The sequence below is a fragment of the Brucella sp. NBRC 12950 genome, assembly GCF_030268145.1.
GTDB lineage: Bacteria > Pseudomonadota > Alphaproteobacteria > Rhizobiales > Rhizobiaceae > Brucella.
Window position 1 is genome coordinate 146351 of record NZ_BSQC01000006.1, and the last position, 23855, is coordinate 170205.

Genomic DNA, 23855 nt, shown 5'->3' on the forward strand with positions numbered 1-23855 from the left:
TCTGCCAAAGCCATTATAAGGGCGGTTGCGGTCCAGCTTTCTCGGCTCTATACGGGTGACTTGCCATGACAAATCAAACGGTCTCACCGATTTTCCCTCATCGCCACCTGCTTGGCATCAAGGGGCTATCGCCCCTGGACATCAATTGTCTTCTCGATCTTGCGGATCAGGAAGTGGCTGTCTCCAGACAGTCCGAGAAGAAAAAGTCCGTGCTGCGCGGTCGCACCCAGATCAACCTCTTCTTTGAAGCATCGACACGAACGCAATCATCGTTCGAACTCGCCGGAAAACGGCTGGGTGCGGACGTGATGAACATGTCGGTCGGCAACTCTTCGGTCAAGAAGGGCGAAACGCTCATCGACACCGCGATGACGCTGAACGCCATGCAGCCAGATATTCTGGTCATACGCCATGCTTCTGCCGGTGCTGCGGCGCTCCTTGCGCAAAAAGTCGGCTGTGCAGTCGTCAATGCTGGCGACGGTGCGCACGAGCACCCGACACAGGCGCTGCTCGACGCGTTGACCATCCGCCGTGCCAAGGGCGACATCGGAAACCTGAGCGTTGCCATTTGCGGCGATGTGCTTCACTCGCGCGTTGCGCGCTCAAACATTCTGCTTCTAAATGCACTTGGCGCACGCGTTCGCGTCGTCGCCCCTTCGACCCTGCTGCCGTCCGGCATCGCTGATATGAGTGTTGAGGTTTACAACACCATGGAAGAAGGCCTGAAAGACGCTGATGTAGTAATGATGCTGCGCCTCCAGCGTGAGCGCATGGCCGGCTCCTTCGTACCGTCTGTGCGTGAATATTTCCGCTTCTACGGTCTCGATAAGGAAAAGCTGAAGCTTGCCCGACCTGATGCACTGGTCATGCATCCCGGCCCGATGAATCGGGGTGTCGAGATTGCATCCGATGTTGCGGACGGCCCGCAGAGCATGATCCAGCAACAGGTGGAAATGGGCGTCGCTGTGCGTATGGCGGTTATGGAAGCCCTGCTCGATCCGCGTCGCGCAGAAGCCGCAGGAGAACGCGCATGAGTGCTATCCTTTTTGAAAATGCTCGCATCATTGATCCGTCTCGTGGACTTGATGAAGTCGGAAGTCTGCTGATCAAAGACGACAAGATCGTCGCCAGCGGTGCAGATATCCGCAATCAGGGCACGCCTGAAGGCGCTGAAATCATTGACCTCAACGGCATGGCTATTCTGCCAGGTCTGGTCGATTCCCGCGTTTTCATCGGTGAGCCCGGGGCTGAACACCGCGAAACCATCGCATCGGCCAGTCTGGCCGCAGCAGCTGGCGGCGTAACCTCCATGATAATGATGCCGGATACCGATCCGGTCATTGACGACGTGGCGCTCGTCGAGTTTGTGAAGCGTACTGCGCGCGACACAGCTATCGTCAATGTGCATCCCGCTGCTGCCATTACCAAGGGCCTGCATGGCGAGGAAATGACGGAAATCGGCCTGCTTCGCGATGCAGGTGCAGTTGCTTTCACTGAAGGCCGAAACACGCTCACCAACACACAATTGATGCGCCGTGCCCTGACCTATGCGCGCGACTTTGATGCTGTGATTGCCTGTGAAACCCGTGATCCCTATCTCGGTGCAAATGGGGTCATGAATGAAGGCCTCTTCGCAAGCTGGCTGGGTCTTTCGGGTAGTCCACGCGAAGCGGAAGTCATTCCACTGGAGCGTGATCTGCGCTTGGCCGCTCTCACTCACAGCAAATATCACGCAGCACAGCTTTCCTGTGCCATGTCAGCCGATGCGCTCAAGCGCTCAAAAGACCTTGGCACCAAGGTAACGGCAGGCGTTTCGATCAATCATCTGTCACTCAACGAAAACGATATTGGTGAATTCCGCACTTTCTTCCGTTTATCGCCGCCACTGCGCAGCGAAGAAGATCGTCTGGCAATGGTTGAAGCCGTCAAGAACGGCACAATCGACATTATCGTGTCAGCACACGATCCACAGGACGTGGACACCAAGCGTCTGCCTTTTGCTGATGCAGAAGCTGGTGCAATCGGCCTGGAAACACTGCTGGCGGCGGCGCTTCGACTTCATCATAACGACAGCATTCCGCTCCTTCGTCTGGTGGAAGTGCTCTCGACTGCGCCAGCCCGCATCTTCGGACTGGATGCAGGCACTCTGAAGCCCGGCGCCAAGGCTGATCTTGCGATTGTCGATCTGGACGAGCCGTGGGTGGTTCGTGAGCACGATTTGCATTCACGATCAAAGAATAGCTGCTTTGAAGGTGCCCGCTTCCAAGGTCGCGTCAACCGCACTATAGTTGGTGGCAAGACAGTTTATTCGGCTTAACATTATTAGAAAGCCGTCTTGCTTTTGGGCGGCTTTTCTTCTCAAGTAATTTGAATAAAGAACATATGGGGAGTTCCATGGCCGAAACAGGTCTGGTCAATTTAGTGACACTCTGCACGCTGATATTCGGCTATGTACTCGGCTCCATTCCCTTCGGACTTATCCTGACGCGGTTTGCAGGACTGGGCGATGTACGTTCGATTGGTTCCGGCAACATTGGCGCTACCAATGTTCTGCGCACCGGAAACAAAAAGCTCGCGGCGGCAACGCTCATTCTTGATGCGCTTAAAGGCACGGCCGCTGTATTAATCGCCTCAAAATTTGGTCAGGAGGCTGCAATTGCAGCCGGTTTCGGTGCATTTATCGGCCATCTCTTCCCGGTCTGGATCGGCTTCAAAGGCGGCAAGGGTGTCGCCACTTATCTTGGCATTCTGATTGGCCTTGCGTGGCCAGGTGCTTTGGTCTTCGTCGCGGCATGGATCATCACGGCACTTCTCACCCGCTATTCTTCACTGTCAGCACTTGTTGCCAGTCTGATCGTGCCAATCGCACTTTATGCACGCGGTGATCACGCGATTGCAGCTTTGTTCGCTGTGCTGACCATTATCGTCTTCATAAAGCATCACGCCAATATCTCGCGCCTCCTCAGCGGCACTGAAAGCAAGATAGGCAAAAAAGGTTGAAACAGCGGGCGAATTCAATTTCTGGAATTCGCCTCCCCGACCGACAGCGGCTCGACTGGCTGCGCCTCATTCGTACTGAAAAACATCGGTCCCATCGCTTTCATCGACCTCATCATATTCTTTGGCTATGCCGCCAGCGCCATAGAAAGACCACCTGACCTCAACATACGCGGCAGCGGTGCAAAGTCCGTGCGCTGGAAGAGCCCAACGCGAACTGGAAGCCATCGAGCGGATGGGAGCGCGCCTTTTGGGCATGGCCGAGCCGGACTATCCGCAACAATTGGAAAACTGCGAAGCTCCGCCGCCACTTGTCTTTATCAAGAGCAATCCAGGTGTCTTTCTCCCCCTGTCGCCATCGTCGGCTCGCGCAACGCGTCAATGGTCGGCGCACGCGTTGCAGAGCGCCTAGCGCGCGACTTGGGTGACGTTGGCTTCGCAATAATTTCGACGTCGAACCGCATCATAGCTGGATTTTCGCGTGGTAAGCGTTCAGGTTCACTCATCAGCGCCCGCATGGCTGGTGAAATGACCGCACGGTGTTCGCATTGCTCGATCGCCGCTCGATCCACGCACCCACGAAACAAATGCACTTCTGAAACAAAACGCAACATTAGTGACCTGCGCTGACGACGTTATCGATTCTTTGTCCCTTCTGATCAGCCATGATACGTTCAAAAACGAAGCAGAGCAGCCCGATCTGCTGACCCAGATCGATGAAGCGCCTGGGCCACTTCAAGCCATCACGACGGATGAGCAACGCGATATTCGCGTCGATGCTCTTGGGTTGGTTCTAATTGATTTTGATACGCTTGTCAGACACATAGGCATTGATGCAAGCAACGCTCAACTGATCCTGCTGGAGCTTGATTTTGCCGGGAAGCCTTTACGCTCTCCCCGCGATCAGGTCGCCTTTTTGCCGCGCAACGAGCATTTTAAACTCAATTAGACGCGCAATGGTATAGATTGCCGCGTGCTTCCTGCAATCCGATGTCCATGCGATAGTCGAGAAGATGACTATCTGTCCCTCTGGCCATTTTGACGAATCCTTTTAGCATTTCTTCTATATAAGCCAGTGTCTCCTGACGTGTCGTATCTCGTTGAACCAGCTGTGCCCGCAAAACGTGCCGCTTTCTTTCAAATGAAAATCACCCTTCTGGTTCAAACCCGACGGATATACCGAGCCCAAACGCTACCCCAGGTTTTATCTTTTATTCGCGCCTCTTTCAGTTGTATTTGACGATTTTTACGGTCTAGCTCTTGACCAAACGCGAACCGCTGTTCATGTGAAAGGCAACTATTTGAACGCGATACAGGGATAACTTACCCGTAAACATCGCGAATCTGGGCTGTTGTAATGAACGTCGTTGTCGTCGAATCGCCTGCAAAGGCCAAAACTATCAACAAATATCTCGGGTCGAACTATAAGGTTCTGGCCTCGTTTGGTCATGTGCGAGATCTGCCAGCCAAGGATGGGTCTGTCCGTCCCGATGAAGATTTTGCAATGTCGTGGGAAGTTGACAGTAACTCTTCCAAGCGCTTGGCGGATATCGTCAAAGCGTTGAAGGACAGTGACGGCCTCTTTCTGGCAACTGACCCTGATCGCGAAGGGGAAGCCATTTCGTGGCACGTACTCGAAGTGCTCAACCAGAAGAAGGCCTTGAAGGGCAAGACCGTCAAGCGTGTCGCTTTTAACGCCATCACCAAGAAAGCCGTTCTCGACGCTATCGCAAATCCACGCGATATCGATGAGCCGCTCGTCGATGCCTATCTCGCTCGTCGAGCACTCGATTATCTCGTTGGCTTTACGCTTTCACCTGTCTTGTGGCGCAAGCTGCCCGGCGCTCGTTCGGCAGGTCGTGTCCAGTCGGTAGCCCTGCGTCTCGTTTGTGACCGCGAATCCGAGATCGAACGCTTTATCCGTGAAGAATACTGGAATATCGCCGCTTCGTTTAAAACACCGCGAAACGATGCTTTCACAGCTCGCCTCACTGCGGTTGACGGCAAGAGGCTCGGCAAGCTCGACATCAAGAATGAAGAGCAGGCAACGGCCATCCGTACCATGCTGGAAGGCGCAAGCTTCAAGGCAGTTTCTGTCGAAGCCAAGCCGACCAAGCGCAATCCTGGCCCTCCATTCACCACATCGACGCTTCAGCAGGCGGCATCTGGACAGCTCGGTTTTTCGGCGTCGCGCACCATGCAGGTGGCGCAGCGCCTTTATGAAGGCGTGGACATTGGCGGCGAAACCGCCGGTCTGATCACCTATATGCGTACCGACGGTGTGCAGATGGCCCCTGAAGCCATCACAGCCGCCCGCGATGCGATTGGCAAGAGCTTCGGCCCGCAATATGTGCCGGAAAAGCCACGCTACTATTCGAGCAAAGCCAAGAACGCTCAGGAAGCGCACGAAGCGATCCGTCCGACGGAATTCACGCGCCATCCAAAAGAAGTGCGCCGCTATCTCGATGAAGATCAGGCGCGTCTTTACGAGCTGATCTGGAAGCGAGCTATCGCGAGCCAGATGCAGGCTGCCGACATTGAACGCACAACGGCTGACATCGAAGCAATCAATGGTTCGCGTTCGGCAATGCTGCGCGCTAACGGTTCGGTAACGAAGTTTGACGGTTTCCTCGCGGCCTACATGGACCACCGCGAAGAAGAAGATGAGGATGAAGACAGTGCAAAGCTGCCTGAAATCCGCTCTGGTGAGGCGATTGCGCGCGAAAAGATCGACGCCACGCAACATTCGACCGAACCCCCACCGCGTTATTCTGAAGCATCACTCATCAAGAAGATGGAAGAGCTCGGAATTGGTCGTCCATCGACCTATGCGGCGACACTCGCAACGCTTCGTGATCGTGAATATATCACCATTGACAAACGTAAGCTCATGCCGGAGCCGAAGGGCCGTCTGGTTATTTCGTTCCTTGAAAGCTTCTTCAAACGCTATGTTGAATATGATTTCACAGCGGACCTCGAAGAAAAGCTCGACCTAATCTCCGACGGCAAGCTTTCCTGGAAAGACGTTCTGCGTGATTTCTGGCGCGATTTCTCCGGTTCTGTCGACGACATCAAGGAACTCCGCGTTACCAACGTTCTGGATGCGCTGAACGAAGAGCTTTCATCGCTTGCTTTCCCTGATCGCGGCGATGGTAGCGACCCGCGCACCTGCCCAACCTGTGGCACTGGCCAGCTTTCGCTAAAGCTCGGAAAGTACGGCGCGTTTGTCGGTTGTTCAAATTATCCAGAGTGCAAATTCACCCGCCAGCTTGGCGGTGAAGGCAACGGAGAAGCAGCAGCTTCCGACGAACCGAAGCAGCTGGGCAAAGATCCGTTCACCGGTGAGGAAATCACCGCGCGAACCGGTCGTTTCGGCCCATATATCCAGCGGGGCGAAGGCAAAGAAGCCAAGCGTGCAAGCCTGCCAAAAGGCTGGACGGTCGATACGCTTGATCACGAAAAAGCAATGGCGTTGCTCTCGTTGCCGCGTGACGTTGGACAGCATCCTGAAACCGGCAAGATGATCTCGGCTGGCATTGGTCGCTATGGACCTTACGTGAGCCACGATGGCACGTTTGCCAATCTCGAAAACGCTGATGAGGTGTTCTCGGTGGGCCTCAATCGCGCTGTTTCTGTCCTTGCGGATAAGCAGTCGAAGGGTGGCCGTGGCCGCTCGACGCCTGCAGCGCTTGCTACACTGGGTGACCATCCTGATGGTGGCGCAGTCACCGTTCGTGATGGCCGTTACGGTCCTTACGTCAACTGGGGCAAGGTAAATGCCACGCTGCCAAAGGGCAAGGACCCGGCCAGTGTGACGCTGGAAGAAGCGTTGGAACTCGTTACTGCCAAAGCTGGCAGCACCAAGACAAAGAAGGCTCCTGCCCGCAAATCTGCTGCCAAAGCCGCAGATGGTGAAAAGAAAGCCACACCGAAAAAAGCTGCTGCAAAGAAGCCGGCAGCAAAGAAGAAAGCCCCTTCCAAAGCAAAGGCGAAGGCGGCAGAGGAGTAAGAATTGGCACGCCGTTTCCCGAAATCCGATACCGGACGGTCTGCACGGACTGAACGGCGTGCTGCTAAAGCAAAATCAGAAGCTGCACAGTCAGGAGATTCGACCTCCTTCCTGCCGACGCGTGACGAGGTTCTCAGGTTTATTGAAGAGAACCCGGACCGCTCAGGCAAGCGCGATTTGGCCAAGGCATTCAATATCAAGGGCGATGCACGCGTCTACCTCAAGGATCTGCTGCGTGAACTCGGTGACGAGGGCCTGCTTGAAAAGCGTGCCCGTCGCCTCTCTCGCCCCGGCGCCCTGCCACCAATTTCCGTATTGAACATTATCGGCCGTGACAATGATGGCGGACTTATCTCGCGACCGGCTGAGTGGGACGAAGAAAACTACGGCAAGCCACCAGTCGTCACCATCCGCCGAACCCGCCTCAACAAGTCGTCCGATGGTCCGTCAGTCGGTGTTGGCGATCGGGTGCTGGCTAAGATTTTCCGCAACAAGGATAATGACGGGCCGGAGTATTCCGCCCGTGTGATCAAGGTAGTCGATCAGAGCAGCAACGCGGTACTCGGCGTATTGCGCAAGCTCAGCAATGGCGAATGGCGGCTTGAGCCAGTCAATCGCAAGCAGCCGGAAGTACAGCTTGACCCAAAGTCGCTTGCCAATGCGGAAAGTGGCGATCTGGTTGAGGTGGAGCTGACATCGTCTCGTCGCTATGGCTTGCCGAGCGGCAAGGTGCGACAGGTGGTGGGATCCATCGACAGTGAAAAAGCCCTTTCGATGATCGCCATCCACGAGCATGAAATTCCGCATATTTTCCCGGAGGATGTGATCCGCGAAGCAGAAGCCGCAAAGCCTGCAACGCTTGACGGTCGTGAAGATTGGCGCGAGTTACCCCTGCTCACAATCGATCCGTCAGACGCAAAGGATCACGATGATGCCGTTTATGCGGAGCCAGACACTGATCCTGAAAATGTCGGTGGTCATGTGGTCGTCGTTGCGATCGCCGATGTGGCAGCCTATGTGCGCCCCAACTCGGCGCTTGATCGCGAAGCACTGAAGCGTGGCAACTCAGTTTACTTCCCCGACCGGGTCGTACCTATGCTGCCAGAGCGCATTTCCAATGATCTCTGCTCGTTGCGTGAACTGGAAGATCGCCCAGCACTTGCCGTCCGCATGGTGTTCGATGCCAATGGACATAAGAAATCTCACAAATTCCATCGCATTCTGATGCGCTCGGCTGCAAAACTGGCCTACGCACAGGCACAGGCAGCGATCGACGGCGCAACGGATGAGAAAACTGCGCCTATTCTCGACACCATCCTTAAGCCGCTATGGGCCGCTTATGGCGCCCTGAAACGCGGTCGCGATGCACGAGAACCACTTGAGCTGGATTTGCCTGAAAAGAAAATCCTGCTCGGGCCTGATGGTAAGGTCGACAAAGTCATCGTACCTGAACGACTGGACGCACATAAGCTCATCGAAGAGTTCATGATTCAGGCCAATGTGGCCGCAGCCGAAGTACTTGAGGCACATCGACAGCCGCTGATTTTCCGCATTCACGATGAACCAGCGCTGGCAAAGCAGGAATCGTTGCGGGAGTTTCTGCGCACTCTTGAAATTAACCTTGCCAAAGGCGTTGCTCTCAAGCCGGCGCAGTTCAACCGTATTCTCGAAGCTGTTGATGGAACAGATCATCAAGATCTGGTCAATCAGGTGGTGCTACGTACGCAAAGCCAAGCGATCTACAGCCCGGATAATATCGGCCATTTCGGCTTGCACTTACGCAAATATGCGCATTTCACCTCGCCGATCCGCCGTTACGCCGATCTGATCGTGCATCGGGCTCTGATCAAGGCATTAGGTCTTGGCAAGGACGGTCTGACCACCGATGAAGAAGCGCATCTGGAAGAAACTGCGGCGCTCATTTCTTCGACCGAACGCCGTGCGATGCTTGCAGAGCGTGAGACCGTTGATCGCCTGATTGCCCATTTCCTCGCAGCCCATCTTGGTGATGAATATGAGGGTCGCGTAACCGGCGTTACAAAAGCCGGGCTTTTCGTATCCCTTGCGACATATGGCGCAGATGGGCTTGTCCCCATTTCAACTTTGGGTGATGAATACTATCTGTATGACGAAGCAAGCCATGCACTCGCCGGAGAGAGAAGCGGAAAAGGCTTCCGTCTGGGCGACAATGTTACGGTTAAACTGGTGGAAGCGCTCCCTGTCGCAGGTGCGCTTCGGTTTGAGATGGTATCGGAACCGCACTCCTTGCCGATGTCGACGCGTTCACATCATAAGGCAAGCAAGGGGATGCGCGGGCGCAAAGGAAAGCCAGCGGGCATTTCGCGCTCCAAGAGAAAAGGTCGCAGATGAGCACGCTAGAGGCCAATTCCACGGATAGTCAGATCCACGTTTTCGGCGGTGAAAGCCAGAAAACTGCACGCCCGACCCGCGATCTGGGTGAGGCAATGTGGCGCGGGTTTAAGTGCCGGTGCCCGCATTGCGGCGAAGGCAAGCTGTTTCGCGCTTTTGTAAAGCCGGTCGATAGCTGCTCTGTCTGCGGTGAAGATTATACGCCACAGCGTGCAGACGACCTTCCAGCCTATTTGACAATCCTCGTTGTTGGCCACATTGTCGTTGGCGCTTTCATGGGCGTTGAAGCAACCACGAACCTGTCGCTTTGGGCGCATATGGCTATCTGGGGACCGATGACAGTCATCCTGTCACTTCTCATGCTGCAGCCAATCAAAGGCGCAACCATAGGCCTTCAATGGGCGCTGTTCATGCACGGTTTCGGCGGTCAGGGCGAAGGTGATTACGGCGACGTCACCTGACAGGGTTCATCCCCGTGAAATCCCCTTCACACGCCACAAGTCATACACCAACTCTGCCGCTTCGCCCGCGCGATGCTGCATCATTGCTTCTTATTGACCGCACGGAAGACGTCCCGCGCATTCTGATGGGCAGACGTCATCCGTCACTTGCGTTCATGCCTGGGAAATATGTATTCCCAGGCGGGAGAGCTGATCCGATCGATGGCAGCATTGGCGCTGCCTCCGAGCTTAGTTCCGATGACACGCTGAAGCTAGTATCAGGAATGGGGGCGCGGGCTTCGCGACGTCGAGCAAGAGCGCTGGGGCTTTGTGCCATTCGCGAAACATTCGAAGAAACCGGATTGAGGCTCGCGCGTCCCGGGTCAGAAAACGCCTTGTCATTAAACGGTGCCAATTATCCTGCAAACAAGGATTGGTTGGCATTTCTGGAAGGCGGTGCGCTGCCCGCGCTGGGAGACCTGCGCTATTTCGCCCGTGCAATCACACCACCTGGAAATGTACGCCGTTTCGACACGCGCTTTTTTATTGCTTTCCGTGACAGCTTGCCGGAACTGGCAAGCCAGAAACTTCTTCCCAGTGGAGAACTACAAGATTTGGATTGGGTGGCCGTCGATGACGTTGATAAACTGGACGTCGCCCGTATTACTCAGACCATTCTGAAAGAAGCGCAAATGCTGCTGACGGAAACCCGGCTTGAACTGCCAGCCACGCTGCCAGTGGTGCAATACAGCGAGCGGCATGGCCGCTTTGTTCGCGAAGTGATCTGACCTAATGAATAAAGAAGTTTATCCTGCCGACATCATCCCCCAGGAACCAGACGGCGGCAACACCCAGGGCCAGATGCATTGGCGTTCCTTAGCAGCGGCAATCGCCACAATCAGCGCGATGGGTGCAGCGATCGGGCTTGGTATTCCACTTCTGAGCGTTCTGCTGGAAAGCCGCGGCCACTCAGCCAGCCTTATCGGTGCGAATACTGCAGTCGCGGGCCTCGCTTCAATCGTTGCAGCACCGCTCGCAGCGCCCATTGCCGCCCGCCTCGGTGTGGCCAAGGCAATTGTTCTGATGCTCTTGATTGGCAGCGTCGCATTTCTGGGTTTCCACTTTTTTCAGCCACTCTGGGCATGGTTTGCTCTGCGAATCGTTCTGCATTTTGCGCTAACGGTGCTTTTCGTTCTTTCAGAATACTGGATCAACGCTTCCGCCCCGCCTGAAAAACGTGGCCTTGTGCTCGGTATATATGCAACATCGCTTTCGCTCGGTTTTGCGCTCGGTCCTTGGCTCTTTTCAAAGATCGGTAGCGCGGGCGGTTTGCCGTTCTATGTCGGCTTCGCCATCATCTTGATCGCCATCATTCCGGTGGTGGTCGCATGGCGCGACAGCCCGGACTTCGAGGAAGGCGAACATGTTCCCTTTCTGCCGTTCATTTTTGCCGTACCGACGGCAACGATGGCAGTCTTCGTATTCGGCGCCGTTGAAACCGGTGGCTTCGCCCTATTCCCGGTATTTGGCGCCCGTGTTGGCTATGACGAAGGCGATGCAGCCTTGCTGCTGACCATGATCGGCCTTGGCAATGTGCTGATGCAGATACCGTTGGGGATCATTAGCGACCGTATTTCGGATCGCCGCAAACTGCTGCTATTTTGCGCCGTCACGGGTCTCGCCGGGATGATTGCCCTGCCTTACCTGATGGAAAGCTGGTATCTCATGGCAGCTATCTTGTTCCTCTGGGGCGGCGTTGTTGCCGGACTATATACAGTTGGGCTTGCGCATCTTGGTTCGGAACTCACGGGACGCGAGCTTGCATCAGCCAATGCCGCCTTTATCTTCTGCTATGCAATCGGCATGTTGGCGGGCCCACAAGCCGTCGGCGTGGGCATGGACATGGCGGGGCCCAAGGGCTTTCCGCTGACTCTGGGCGTCTTTTTTGCAGCTTTTGCACTGTTTGCTACGATAAGAGTTGTTCAAAGGAAGAAGCGGGGTTGACTTTTCGCCCTTAATCCGTAGTGTCGCGCCGAATTTCCGCTTCTGACCAATTGGACAGACTCGCAGCGGTTTAATCATGAAAGAGCAGGTATTTCGATATGGCCAAGGCTACGACCATCAAGATCAAGCTTTTGTCGACCGCTGACACCGGCTTCTTCTACGTAACGAAGAAGAACAGCCGCACGATGACGGAAAAGATGACAAAGACCAAGTACGACCCGATTGCGCGCAAGCACGTCGACTTCAAGGAAACGAAGATCAAGTAATTCGTTTCCGACGCCAGATTACTGGTAGGAGTCAAAAAGTCGTCTCTTACGAGACGACTTTTTTATTTGCGGATGGGCGTGTTCAGGCGGCCGAGAGGACGATGCAATTCCGGCCAGTTTTCTTGGCTTCATAAAGTGCTGCATCCGTTCGTGCAAAAAGTGCCTCAGCGGTATCTCCGCCCGTAAGCCGTAGCCCGGCAATACCGATGCTGATCGTCATATTGATCATGTGCTTACCGCCAATGATGAGGAACGGCGCTTCGGCAACAGCATCGCGAATGCGCTCTGCTACCGCCGTTGCAGCAGTCAAATCAGTATCCGGCAGCACGATAGCAAATTCTTCGCCGCCATAGCGACACATGACATCCATCGCGCGTATCTTTTTACGCAGCCGCGCAGCGAATTCTCGCAGAACATCGTCGCCACCGTCATGCCCGTATTTGTCATTGACCTGCTTGAAATGGTCGAAGTCAATCATGATGACCGATAGCGGCCTCTCGCGCCCTGTAGCACGTGACAAGAGCACTGGCATATGCGTATCCAGGTAACGCCGATTATGCAGCCCGGTGAGGCTGTCAGTCACCGCCATTGTGATTGTGCGGTGTAAGCTCTGACGCAACAAATCATTGTAGCATTTGCGCTTGATCTGGGTGCGCAACCGCGCATAAAGCTCCAGCTTCTCAAGCGGACGCATCACATAGTCGTTTACGCCCAGTTCAAGCGCCCGGACGACCAAAGCACCCTCGTCTTCATTGACGATCAGAATGATCGGAACAAGCCGTGTGCGTTCAATTGTGCGTATCTGGGAGCATAGGCGCAATGGGTCGTAATAGGTAAAATCTGCCGAAATGACGATGCTGTCGTAATCATTCTCAATCGCCTTGATGAGCGCCGTATTTGCATCATGTGCGACATCGACGAAATAGTCCTCGCCGAGAATGAGGCGCAGCCGTGCTGCTGCCAATTCATTCTCATCCACCACCAGGATACGTGCAGCATCCTCTCCGCCGCCAAAGCGTCCGGATAATTTGGTCACGAGTAGAGCTTCGACTTCTGTGTCAGCGACAGTGCCAGTGCGTTGGAAAAGCTCATCCGAAACCATTTTAAGACGCGCAAGGCTTTTCACCCGTGAAAGGAGCTGACGATCCTGCGCGGGCTTCGAAAGGAAATCATCCGCTCCGGCCTCAAGCCCTTTGATCTTGTCTTCAGAACTATTCAGAGCAGTTAGAATCACAACCGGAATATTGGAGGTGCGCGGGTCGACTTTCAGGCGATGACAAACGTCAAAGCCGTCCATATCCGACATGACAACATCAAGGATAATCACATCGATCTGCCCGCCCAGGCAAATCTCGATCGCCTCTGCGCCTTTATTAGCGGTCACGACCTCGTAATATTCGCTCAAGAACAGCGCTTCAAGCAGCTTTGCATTTGATTCTGCAGCATCAACGACAAGAATTCTTGCAGTCATATCAGCCAGCCCCCCAAAATTCTAACCCTTGCGAGATTCCCCAAATCGAAAAGGTTTAAGCGTCACCCAAGTATGACTTTATGGTTTCTATAAACCGTGGCACCGAGATCGGCTTGGATATATAGGCTTCACAGCCTCCCTGCCGAATGCGTTCTTCATCGCCTTTCATGGCGAAGGCCGTCACCGCAATCACTGGGATATGCCGCAATTCCTCATCATCTTTAAGCCACTTGGTCACTTCCAGACCGGAAACCTCCGGAAGCTGGATATCCATCAAAATAAGATCGGGACGATGTTCGCGCGCAAGATCAAGTGCCTCAAGACCGTTTCGTGTCCTGATTGTTTCATATCCGCTGGCTTCGATAAGATCGCGAAACAACTTCATATTGAGTTCGTTGTCCTCGACGATCATGACACTTTTCGTCATCGAATATTCCTTGGCCTTAATCTTTCCCGAGGTAAAACAAGGTTGCCTTGTCTGTCCTGCCCATATAGCTCCACTATAGTTTAAGCGCATTTCATTGACGAAAGGCAAATATTCGCCAAATCCCGCATTGTCGTTAAGACTTTGGGCTATTAAACAAAGGCCACAGTCTAAGGCTTTCCTCAAAACGGAAGAAAGCAATTTTTCTGCATAAAATCATTTAAAACAAAGAGTTAATTGGAGAGATCATATGAAGACGCTGTTAAGCCGAGCCGACGCTGAAAACCTAGCGGTAGAAGCGCTTGTGTGGTTGGCTCAAGACAAGGATCTATTGCCGCGTTTTCTCGCACTCACCGGAATTGAAGCATCATCTATTCGCTCTGCTGCACAGGAACCGGGCTTTCTCGCAGGCGTGCTCCAATTCTTTCTCGGGCATGAACCAACTTTGATACGCTTTTGCGAAGAAACTGGACGCGATCCTGCCCTTATAGAAAAGGCCATGGCACTGTTACCGGGGGGCATTAATAACCATCTTTGACAAAAGCCCCGCATTGCGGAGCTTTTGTCGCCTTCAGCCCTGCAGAGTTTATGCAGCGCTTACGGCTTCAGCATTCGATACACTGATAATGCTCAGCTCATGGGCTTTGCCGTCACGTGCAATCCACGACATGGACTGGCCCGGAGTAAGGCCAATAAGAGCAGTACCGATTGGGGTTAAAATAGAAATCTTGCCTTGCGCAATGTCTGCCTCGCCGGGATAAACCAACGTTACTTTGCGTTCATGACCGTCGTTTGAGCGAAACTCTACCATCGAACCCATGCGAACGACGTCTGCAGGCAGCTTTTTCTGCGGCACGACTTTTGCGCGATCGAGTTCCTGCATCAACTCCTCGGCCACCTCCTCCAACTTTTCGGAGACGTTGCCGGCCAGAATTGTCAGGCGCTCATGGTCAATATCGCTGACGACGATCTTTGGCTTCTTGCGATTCTTTTCGCTCATGACGATAGCTCACTGCTGTCTAAGGATAATTGTTCTCCAAACCGAATCCCGGCCGGAGCATTTGCTTGAATTTTGAATGAAAGCGCTTCTAACAATTCCGCTTGAAACCAAGCGGCAACCCGTCCCCCGGAGCCCTCTGCGCAAGGCAGGCCTCGAGGGTTGCTATCCCGTGATCGGTTGAACCCGATGGAGTATGGAAGCAAAGCGGTTATTCATAACACTAAACTTGGTGATATCCTTGCCAATGTCAAGGGCACAGCTGACAGGGTGACAGAGTATCGATGGCATTGGCTCGCTTTAGTGCTATAAAGCGATGTTCCTTTTATGTTCATACAAACACACGCTACCATGTCCGAACAACCCGTTATAAACAGTTCAGAACAGGGCTTTTGTCGCGATTGTTTGTCGCTGCAAAAGCTGGAATCAGCGCGCCGTTGTCGAGCTTGCGGCAGCCCGCGACTTTTGCGCCATGCCGAGTTATACAAATTATCGCTCGCCCATGTGGATTGTGATGCATTTTATGCCTCCGTAGAGAAGAGAGACAATCCTGAATTGCGTGACAAGCCGCTGATAATCGGCGGTGGAAAACGTGGTGTGGTTTCAACGGCTTGCTATATTGCGCGCATTCACGGCGTACGTTCTGCGATGCCTATGTTCAAAGCGCTTGAAGCCTGTCCGCAAGCTGTTGTTGTCAAGCCCAACATGGAAAAATACGTTAAGGTCGGGCGTGAAGTTCGGCAGTTTATGCACGAACTGACACCACTAGTGGAACCGATTTCCATAGACGAAGCATTTCTCGATTTGGGTGGCACAGAGAGACTTCACCGTGCACCAGCCGCTATGGTGCTTGCTCGTTTTGCCAAACGTGTTGAAGCGGAAATCGGCATCACGATTTCCGTAGGTCTATCCTATTGCAAATATCTCGCGAAGGTTGCATCCGACCTTGAAAAACCGCGAGGTTTCTCCGTTATAGGTGAAATGGAGGCTCTCGATTTTCTTCGTGACAAACCGGTCAGCATGATCTGGGGTGTCGGAAGATCATTCAATACAAAGCTCGAGAGTGACGGTATTCGCACCATTGGACAACTTCAGACGATGGATGAAGGCACGCTCATGAAGGCTTATGGCACGATGGGGCAGCGTTTGTTTCGCCTTTCACGCGGACAGGACAGCCGACAAGTTGAGCCTGAGCACGATATGAAGAGCGTTTCAGCTGAAACCACGTTCAATAAGGATCTTTCAGAGGCTGGTGATTTGGTGCCCGTGCTGCGCGCACTGTCTGAAAAGGTCTCACAGCGCTTAAAGGCCAGTGATATCGCTGGACGCACCGTGGTTCTGAAGCTCAAGACACAGGATTTCAAACTTCGAACGCGTAATCGGCAGTTAGCCGATCCGACGCAACTGGCCGACCGGATCTTCCGCACTGGTCTGCAGCTTCTTGAAAAGGAACTGGATGGAACCAGATTCCGTCTACTTGGCATCGGAGTAAGTGAGCTTTCATCGGATGAGCGTGCTGATCCACCCGACCTCGTTGATACTCAAGCTGCAAAACGCGCCGTGGCTGAAGGTGCTATCGACCGTCTGCGTGACAAATTTGGCCACAGTGCCGTGGAAACAGGATATACATTTTCAAAGGGCAATCTCGCACGCCCCCAAACCCCGTCCGATCGTGAGACAGAGAAATAATTATCTTTCAAAGCATCTTATGGAAAGTCTTGGAGAAAAAGCAAACAATCGCTGCTAACGGCTTGACGAAGTGTGTCTGGATCAATATTGGAACTGACCAAGAGAGTACTGTCTGATTTGATAGATCTCTTCGGAAGGCCTCATGGCGGAGTGGTTACGCAGAGGACTGCAAATCCTTGCACCCCGGTTCGATTCCGGGTGAGGCCTCCAAAAATTCAATCAATAAAATCAATGATTTACCGCATATCGCCAGATGACTGGTGTAAGATTTCATGTCGCGTCTTGTTGCAAATAGATTCTCTGTAATTACAACGAGTTACACCCCCCCCCCGGCAAATCCACGCAACATGAAATGCAATATGGAATGCCAACCAAACACTTGGTGAATCACGTAGTTTTCAGCGCGGCCTAGCCATCCAATGCCTGGGCCCTACCTCCATTCAAAACGGAGGAAGCCATGAACGGACCAAAGCGCGAAGGCGATTACACAGATCGAGATATCGACTGTCAGAAAGCTGTGAAGACCATCAGGGACACTCGTTGAAGATGGATTTGAGCCTTCAGGCAATGAGCGGATTGTCATTGGCGCTCGCAAACTTATTGTCTGACCATCATAATCAACTGATGAATGAATTTGAGCGTCGTCCTTTGATTGACATTGTTTCACCTGACATCTCCTATTCCGCCGCACCGATGGGTGTCGAATTGACGATTTCTGCTCACGGGCTTTCACCCGTTAAAGTACCGCTGCCCCTCCCAAGGGCGGTTGACCGCGTCCGAATTGTACATGTTGGCTGCATTGCCGAGACTGTTCACTGCAACCATTCCGTTGTTGGACCAGACGCAGCAAAGGAAGATTCGAGCGTTTATCGGTTTGACATTGACGGCATCAGCAATCCTGATGCCCAGCTAATCGAAGCAGCGCCAGATCTTTATGAGGCTTTGGAGAAACTGTCCGGCGTTCATCGCCTTGTCTATGGCTTGGTAGATCGTGGCTTGCTCGTAAAACATCCCGGCATTGCGAGAAGGGGCATAAATACGACAAGGCTGACATATCGGGCATTCTGCTTTGCGCACGACAGTTCATGAACTCACTAGCCGACAGCTCGCTAGAGGAAATCAAACGAGCGATTGAGGACGAGCCATTCCTCAAGGATTATTATGAGATTGGCGAAAAGTACGTCAGATCGATTGATGGGCGCATATCATTTGCATTCGCCGGCTTCGATCGCAACATCGCTAGCATAAAATCTAAGGACCGTTTGCTGCTATGCTGGGTTGATGAGGCTGAGCCTGTCACAGATCACCATTCATTAAAACCAACTCCTGGATGTCGGTAACAAACGCGCCATAAGCGGATCCAAATTCTGAGCATCGAACTGTTCAGCCAGAAGAGTTGCTGTGGTTGGCCCTAACGTAAATCCCTGATGGCCGTGGCCGAAGTGAAACCATAAACCTTTGTGTCTGCTTGGTCCTACGACCGGCAACATGTCGGGCATGCAAGGCCGCGTACCCAACCATGGATTATCTTCGATCGGATCCTTAAACATGAAAAGTTCTCGCGCCGCGGCTTCAGCGCGCAGCATTTGCCGTGCAGAGGCGGGAGTTCCCAGTGGGGTCATGTGCGCACCGGTCAAAATACGTAACCCCTTATTCATTGGTGCAATGAAAGTGGCGTTTTCCACGTCCAGTGTCGCAATTTGCGGTTCTTGTTCAATCGCGAAGTGCCGATGATATCCCCGCTTGAAAACCATAGGCACGCGGTAACCAAACACTTTCAGGAGCTCGGACGACCAGGGTCCGAGAGCAACTATAATATTCTGCGCGGATATCGGGCCCTCCTGCGACACGACTCGCCAGCCGCCAGTATCCTGCTGTAGTGTTGTTGCGTCCCCGATTGCAAATGTTCCCCCGCGTGCAACGAAAAGCGATGCATACCGGTGAACCAGCTCTCCCGGATCACGACAGGTCCATGGGGACGTCCAGTGCACAGCACCTGCTAGCTCACATTGTAGTGTCGGCTCAACCGCAGCTGTATCACTTTTACCAAGTACTGCATTTGCTATGCCATATAATTGCTTTAGGCGCTCCGCCCTCACCGCTGCTTCTTCAAATTTTGCGCGTGTGCGATATACAACTCGCCAGCCTTTCCGGACGACCAGATCATCTGCACCAGCGGGCCCTATGAACCTTGCATGGTCTTCGCTCGCTCGCACAACCAGCCTCGAATATGTCGCAACCGTTTGGGCATAAGATTGAGGTGCTGAATATGAAAAGTAACGCCAGAGCGGCCCAGCCAGATGTGGCATATCACGCAGTTGCCAATCAACGTCGTTGCCGCGTTTTAGGGCAATTGAAAGAATTTCACGCAACGAACGCGGGAACGCGTGCGGCTCAACTGCCTCAGTCTGGATGATACCTGCATTGCCATAACTCGTTTCTTGCCCCGGCTCCCTGCGATCAACAAGAACTACGTTGTGCCCCCTCTCCTGTAACGCAAGAGCGGTAGAAACACCGACCATACCGGCCCCAAGAACGATTGTGTCAGTCATAGCTTAATTCCATAATTCGTGCCTAGAATGGTCTTGAGAAAACTCCTGATGGCCAAGAGCATGCGACCACACAACAAATCCAATCAGTTTGACTTTCCGACGATAAACATGTTTTTACTATTAGAAAATCCAATTCTTGCATTTGAGAGACCAGAATGAAGCTTTTCATCGCCGGGCTGGACACAGAGACCAACACATTTTCACCTATGCAAACAGGCCTTGAAGCATTTTCAGAAAATCTCATTGCTTACGGAGACGCGACCCAGAAGCCTTTGAACTGTTGTTCATCACAGCTTTTCGTCTGGCGTGAAGCCGCGCAAAAACGTGGCTGGCACGTAGTTGAAAGTCTATGCGCTGTCGCGGAACCCGGTGGAAGAACCACACGTTTAGTCTACGAACACTTCCGCAAAACAATTCTCGACGATCTTAAAGCAGCCATGCCAGTCGATGCAGTCATGCTCGCACTTCATGGCGCATGTGTTGCAGACGGTTATGACGACGTAGAAGGTGATCTGATTTCACACATTCGCATGCTTGTCGGTACGACAACCCCGATCGCTGTCGAATTGGATCTCCATTGCCATATCACAGATGCCATGACCACAAATGCGTCGATGATCATGACGTACAAGGAATACCCACACACCGATATTGAGAAAATCGCGTCCCAGCTTTTTTCTCTTGTGAAAGGTACACTAGCAGGCCAAATCCAGCCAACCATGGCCACATATGATTGCCGCCTTGTCAGCATTTTTCACCCACATAAATCTCCACTGCGTGACATAGTCGATCGCATGAAAAAAATGGAAGGACAGAATGGCGTGCTTGCGGTTTCGTTTGGGCACGGCTTTCCATGGGGTGATGTTGCAGATGTTGGAGCTAAAATGCTGGTTGTCACCGATAATGATCCAGATAAAGCTGCACGCATCGCTGAAAATTTTGGTCGAGAAATATACGACGCACGTGAACAAATGCGTGGCGATTATCTGACAGTTGATGATGCGTTGGATCGTGCCATTGCTATAGAACAAGGCCCAGTGGTGCTCGCCGATGTTTCCGATAATGCTGGGGGCGGCGCGCCCGGCGATTCAACGTTTATTTTGCACCGCATTCTTGAGCGTGGCATCGAAAATGTTGCTTCTTGCCTTTATTGGGACCCTATTGCAGTACGAATGTGTCGAGAGGCTGGTGAAGGCGCAGTTTTGGATTTAAGGATCGGGGGCAAAATAGGAAAAGTATCTGGCGATCCGCTCGACCTTACGGTCAAAGTGAGGCGAATTGCATCTGGAGTTACTCAGCATTTTGGACCAACACCGCTTAGTATTGGTGATGCCGTATGGGTTAGTACAGGTAGCATCGACATTGTTTTGAACACAGTACGTACACAAACGTTTCATCCAGAATGTATGTCCGCATTGGGTCTCGACCCATCCAAAAAGAAGATAGTGACGGTGAAATCCAGCAACCATTTCCGGGCTGGTTTTGAACCTATCGCGAGTAATATTTTTTATGTTAGCGCGCCAGGTGCATTGCAACCTCGTTTCGAAGACTTGCCATTTACCAAGCTGACAAAGCCATATTGGCCGCGCGTCGCCGATCCAATGACTCAATAGCCAGTCACTGGAACCAGCAAGATGGTCGCACCTGGAATGGATTGTGTTGCAACTATCTATTGATTAGGCGCTCATGTTCATTGTTTGGTTCTATTAACGCGTAAGCTAGGTTAGTCTTGGTTATCACCCCACGATCTGGTCGAAGGCGAATTGGAGACGTCAAGAATGAATGATGCGAAATCGAGCCTCGGCGACATTCTGCGAGACATTCGCAATCGCAACCAATGGACGCTCGCCGAAGTAAGCGCGATGACAGGGCTGGCCGTGTCTACTCTCTCCAAGGTCGAGAACAATCAAATGCAGCTCACCTATGATCGGCTTATTGAGCTTGCGCAGGGAATGAATATCGACATTGCCGAGCTTTTTGGCACAATCGCCAGTCCCGATGCCACATCAAATGTTATGGGCCGCCGTACATACACGAAATCGGGCGAGGGAAAATCGATCATTACGCAGAACTACGATTATCTTTATCTCTGTACCGAAATATACAAGAAGGCGATGGTGCCTATTCTGGCTGTCGCACATGCCCGCACCCTCGAAGAGTTCGGCCCGCTTATCCATCACAAAGGTGAAGAGTTTTTCTACGTCGTTGAAGGAGAGCTTGAACTGCACTCGGAGATCTATGCACCTTTGCGCCTCAAGAAAGGTGACTCTGCGTATTTTGATGCAATGACGGGTCATGCCTACTTGAGCGTTAGTGAAGAACCTGCACAAATCCTATGTGTCTGCTCCACACCTGAAACTGAACTGGTTTCCACTCTCGTCAACCAGCAGACGATAAAGTTCTCAACCAACTAAGCAGAAACTTTCGTATCAATCCATCATTTCGCAGGTAAATTTGCGAAAATTATGTTTCTTATAAGAAAATAAATTGATTGCCTTTCAGAGCTGTGCGAACTTGCACCGACTACCTTTGGGTACAGCTGAATTAGCTGGCTGAAACTATGCATGCGGCCGGCACTACTGTTGGAGACAACATTGTCTGACCATGCGGCAATCGAAGCTTTCAATCGCCCAACACCCACCGATCTTCCTACACCTTATGTGGAGATCGACGAAGAGCGTTTGATACGTAATCTCAAGGCGATGCAACAGCGGGCCAATCAAGCCGGCGTTGCATTACGACCTCATATCAAGACCCATAAAAATCTTGCAATCGCGGGATGGCAGCTTGAGCTCGGAGCAATTGGCGTTACAGCTTCTAAACCGCAGGAAGCGCTTGTGTTTGTGGAAGCCGGCGTGCCTTCGGTGACAATCGCGTATCCGATCGTCAGGTCTGAATCTATTGAGCAGCTTGTTCGGTGTGCAAAAGCCCATCAGACCGAACTCTTCTTCATTGCGGCTCATGGGATGGGTGTTGAGGCCATTGGGCTAGCAGCCGAAACACACGGCGTGAAACTTGGCGTCTTTCTAAAAGTCGATGTCGGGCTAGGTCGCGTCGGCGTTAAGCCGCGAGATCCCGCAACAGTCAAATTAGCTGAGAAGATTTCACAACACCCTCATCTTAACTTTGCAGGACTATTGTCGCACGCTGGCCACTCTTATGGCAGCAAGTCTGTCGAGCAGCTGACGAGCATTGCCTATAAGGAAGCGCAAGATCTGCTCGAACTTGCCGAAAAATTGAAAAAGTTAGGCATCGAAGTGCCCCAAATATCGGTGGGCGCAACACCAACGTGTCTTGGCGCAGCTATTCCGGAAGGGATCACTGAAATAAGGCCAGGAAACTATGCCTTTCTGGATCGCACTGCACTTCGTCTGGGTATCGCATCTTCGGATGACTTGTCTCTTTCAGTGATTGCAACGGTCGTTGCTCATAACGACCATCATTTCATTGTCGATGCAGGTTCAAAAACTCTGTCATCCGACCTTGGCGCACATGGCTCTGGTGGCAGTGGTTTCGGGATTGCGGTCAATGTGGGCGACGCCACCCAAGCATGGGAAGTGGAACGTCTTTCGGAAGAACATGGGTTCGTTCGTTTTTCCGATACGCCACCGGCAATCGGTAACCGCGTTCGCATTTTTCCAAATCACTCCTGCGCGGTTGTCGCACAATTTGACCGGGTCACATTGCGCAAGCTCGATGGAAGACCACACACTTTATCGACCGACGCCAGAGGCCGACAAATTTAAACGAAAGCTTTGGGCTGGTCGACATCGTGCAATCTAGAACAATTGGGAGAGAGTTGAATATGACCAAGGAAGTAGAATGGGCGCGTATGACCGCCCCTGCTCTTCGTGAAATAGCGGGTAAACCCGGTGCGCTGGCCATCTTACCGATTGGCTCGCTAGAACAGCATGGACCGCACCTGCCGGTGATCACAGATACTGCTAGTGCTTCGGCAGCGTCCATCCGGGCAGCACGTCAGGTCGCTAACGAAATTCCAATCGCAGTCCTTCCCGGGCAATGGCTTGGCATGAGCGAACACCACTTGCCTTTCGGCGGAACGATTACGCTTGATTATGAAACTCTCAGCCGGGTCATCCGCTGTATAGTGAGATCGTTGAAGGCAATCGGCTTCTCACGTCTATTTATCGTTAATGGTCATGGCGGCAATATTGATCCACTTGCAGTAGCGGCCCGCGAACTTGCTGTCGAATTTGGAATGCCGATTGTCGTCTCCACACCTTGGATGCTAGCAAGCGAAGACGCAGCCAAAATCTTCGAGGTCGATGGCGGACCACACCACGCTTGCGAGGGCGAAGCTTCTGTCATGCTCGCGATTGCCGGTGATACTGTGAAGTCCGAAATGTTCGGTCAGGCCTTTGGCAATCAGCAACATCCCGTTGATGTGCCAGCAGATGTTTCGCGCTTCTACTCATTTGCGGAGCGCGCACCCATCACCGGAACGTGGGGTGATCCGCGTAGCGCGACTGCCGAAAAGGGCGAAAAATTCCTCGACCTTCATGCACGAGAAATTGTGAAGCTGATCCGCAATGAAGTGCTTTGGACCAAACCCGATCCCGTTTGGACAGCGGGACGCGGCCTTGGAACAACTGAAGGCAGAACCGAATAATCTGTG

20 protein-coding genes, 1 tRNA gene and 2 pseudogenes are annotated in these 23855 nt (G+C 52.8%); 19 read left to right on the forward strand and 4 right to left on the reverse strand.

Annotated features, from left to right (window positions below):
• Positions 1 to 65 precede the first annotated feature (65 nt).
• From QSJ70_RS11945 to rpmG, 10 genes and pseudogenes are all read left to right on the forward strand, one after another.
• Positions 66 to 1034 (forward strand): aspartate carbamoyltransferase catalytic subunit, encoded by a 969-nt coding sequence (locus QSJ70_RS11945; protein ID WP_215778588.1) that lies wholly within the window; start codon positions 66 to 68, stop codon positions 1032 to 1034.
• Positions 1031 to 2317, forward strand: coding sequence for a dihydroorotase (locus tag QSJ70_RS11950; RefSeq protein WP_215778587.1), 1287 nt, complete (start codon positions 1031 to 1033; stop codon positions 2315 to 2317). Before QSJ70_RS11945 ends, QSJ70_RS11950 begins: the two co-directional genes overlap by 4 nt.
• A 77-nt stretch (positions 2318 to 2394) precedes the next feature.
• On the forward strand, positions 2395 to 3000 hold the full coding sequence (plsY, locus tag QSJ70_RS11955) for a glycerol-3-phosphate 1-O-acyltransferase PlsY (protein ID WP_215778585.1): 606 nt from the start codon (positions 2395 to 2397) through the stop codon (positions 2998 to 3000).
• Positions 2997 to 3946 (forward strand): annotated as a pseudogene (locus QSJ70_RS11960) (DNA-processing protein DprA). The gene plsY and the pseudogene QSJ70_RS11960 overlap by 4 nt, the downstream one beginning before the upstream one ends.
• A gap of 408 nt (positions 3947 to 4354) precedes the next feature.
• Entirely contained in the window at positions 4355 to 7006 is a 2652-nt protein-coding gene (gene topA / locus QSJ70_RS11965) for a type I DNA topoisomerase (protein WP_215778583.1), read from the forward strand.
• Positions 7007 to 7009: 3 nt separating this feature from the next.
• The gene (rnr, locus tag QSJ70_RS11970; protein WP_285536636.1) at positions 7010 to 9376 is read left to right on the forward strand and encodes a ribonuclease R; all 2367 of its coding nucleotides are present in this window, start codon (positions 7010 to 7012) and stop codon (positions 9374 to 9376) included.
• Positions 9373 to 9837, forward strand: a complete 465-nt coding sequence (locus tag QSJ70_RS11975) for a DUF983 domain-containing protein (protein ID WP_215778580.1) — start codon at positions 9373 to 9375, stop codon at positions 9835 to 9837. Before rnr ends, QSJ70_RS11975 begins: the two co-directional genes overlap by 4 nt.
• Before the next feature lie 125 nt (positions 9838 to 9962).
• On the forward strand, positions 9963 to 10604 hold the full coding sequence (locus QSJ70_RS11980; RefSeq protein ID WP_285536843.1) for an NUDIX hydrolase: 642 nt from the start codon (positions 9963 to 9965) through the stop codon (positions 10602 to 10604).
• Positions 10605 to 10677: 73 nt separating this feature from the next.
• Complete coding sequence (locus tag QSJ70_RS11985; RefSeq protein ID WP_285536845.1) at positions 10678 to 11820, forward strand: MFS transporter; 1143 nt, start codon at positions 10678 to 10680, stop codon at positions 11818 to 11820.
• Positions 11821 to 11918: 98 nt separating this feature from the next.
• Positions 11919 to 12086 carry a 50S ribosomal protein L33 gene (rpmG, locus tag QSJ70_RS11990; protein WP_007878621.1) on the forward strand — a complete coding sequence of 56 codons (168 nt, stop codon included), beginning with the start codon at positions 11919 to 11921 and terminating at the stop codon, positions 12084 to 12086.
• Between the two features lie 82 nt (positions 12087 to 12168).
• On the opposite strand, the gene QSJ70_RS11995 is transcribed toward rpmG, so the two are convergent.
• Positions 12169 to 13557 carry a PleD family two-component system response regulator gene (locus QSJ70_RS11995; RefSeq protein WP_285536646.1) on the reverse strand — a complete coding sequence of 463 codons (1389 nt, stop codon included), beginning with the start codon at positions 13555 to 13557 and terminating at the stop codon, positions 12169 to 12171.
• Positions 13558 to 13612: 55 nt separating this feature from the next.
• Positions 13613 to 13984 (reverse strand): response regulator, encoded by a 372-nt coding sequence (locus QSJ70_RS12000; RefSeq protein WP_007878616.1) that lies wholly within the window; start codon positions 13982 to 13984, stop codon positions 13613 to 13615.
• Positions 13985 to 14231: 247 nt separating this feature from the next.
• On the opposite strand from QSJ70_RS12000, the gene QSJ70_RS12005 reads away from it, so the two are divergent.
• Positions 14232 to 14519 (forward strand): DUF3572 domain-containing protein, encoded by a 288-nt coding sequence (locus QSJ70_RS12005; RefSeq protein ID WP_215778574.1) that lies wholly within the window; start codon positions 14232 to 14234, stop codon positions 14517 to 14519.
• A gap of 48 nt (positions 14520 to 14567) precedes the next feature.
• On the opposite strand, the gene rnk is transcribed toward QSJ70_RS12005, so the two are convergent.
• Positions 14568 to 14981 carry a nucleoside diphosphate kinase regulator gene (gene rnk / locus QSJ70_RS12010; protein WP_215778572.1) on the reverse strand — a complete coding sequence of 138 codons (414 nt, stop codon included), beginning with the start codon at positions 14979 to 14981 and terminating at the stop codon, positions 14568 to 14570.
• Between the two features lie 348 nt (positions 14982 to 15329).
• Here rnk and QSJ70_RS12015 point away from each other — a divergent pair, with 348 nt between their 5' ends.
• The 4 genes and pseudogenes from QSJ70_RS12015 to QSJ70_RS12030 all read left to right on the forward strand — a co-directional run.
• Complete coding sequence (locus tag QSJ70_RS12015; RefSeq protein WP_285536649.1) at positions 15330 to 16667, forward strand: DNA polymerase IV; 1338 nt, start codon at positions 15330 to 15332, stop codon at positions 16665 to 16667.
• A gap of 136 nt (positions 16668 to 16803) precedes the next feature.
• Positions 16804 to 16877 (forward strand) — tRNA-Cys (locus QSJ70_RS12020).
• Between the two features lie 342 nt (positions 16878 to 17219).
• Positions 17220 to 17756, forward strand: coding sequence for a hypothetical protein (locus QSJ70_RS12025; RefSeq protein WP_285536651.1), 537 nt, complete (start codon positions 17220 to 17222; stop codon positions 17754 to 17756).
• A pseudogene (locus tag QSJ70_RS12030) lies at positions 17717 to 17971 on the forward strand (phage terminase large subunit); the annotation flags it as partial. The gene QSJ70_RS12025 and the pseudogene QSJ70_RS12030, both read left to right, overlap by 40 nt.
• A gap of 9 nt (positions 17972 to 17980) precedes the next feature.
• Here the strand turns inward: QSJ70_RS12030 and QSJ70_RS12035 are convergent.
• Entirely contained in the window at positions 17981 to 19219 is a 1239-nt protein-coding gene (locus QSJ70_RS12035; protein ID WP_285536653.1) for an NAD(P)/FAD-dependent oxidoreductase, read from the reverse strand.
• A 155-nt stretch (positions 19220 to 19374) separates the two neighbouring features.
• Here QSJ70_RS12035 and QSJ70_RS12040 point away from each other — a divergent pair, with 155 nt between their 5' ends.
• From QSJ70_RS12040 to QSJ70_RS12055, 4 genes are all read left to right on the forward strand, one after another.
• Complete coding sequence (locus QSJ70_RS12040) at positions 19375 to 20832, forward strand: M81 family metallopeptidase (protein WP_285536655.1); 1458 nt, start codon at positions 19375 to 19377, stop codon at positions 20830 to 20832.
• Positions 20833 to 20997: 165 nt separating this feature from the next.
• Entirely contained in the window at positions 20998 to 21633 is a 636-nt protein-coding gene (locus tag QSJ70_RS12045; RefSeq protein ID WP_215778564.1) for a helix-turn-helix domain-containing protein, read from the forward strand.
• A gap of 180 nt (positions 21634 to 21813) precedes the next feature.
• Complete coding sequence (locus tag QSJ70_RS12050) at positions 21814 to 22965, forward strand: alanine racemase (protein ID WP_285536658.1); 1152 nt, start codon at positions 21814 to 21816, stop codon at positions 22963 to 22965.
• A 59-nt stretch (positions 22966 to 23024) separates the two neighbouring features.
• The gene (locus QSJ70_RS12055; protein ID WP_215778562.1) at positions 23025 to 23849 is read left to right on the forward strand and encodes a creatininase family protein; all 825 of its coding nucleotides are present in this window, start codon (positions 23025 to 23027) and stop codon (positions 23847 to 23849) included.
• Positions 23850 to 23855: the final 6 nt, after the last annotated feature.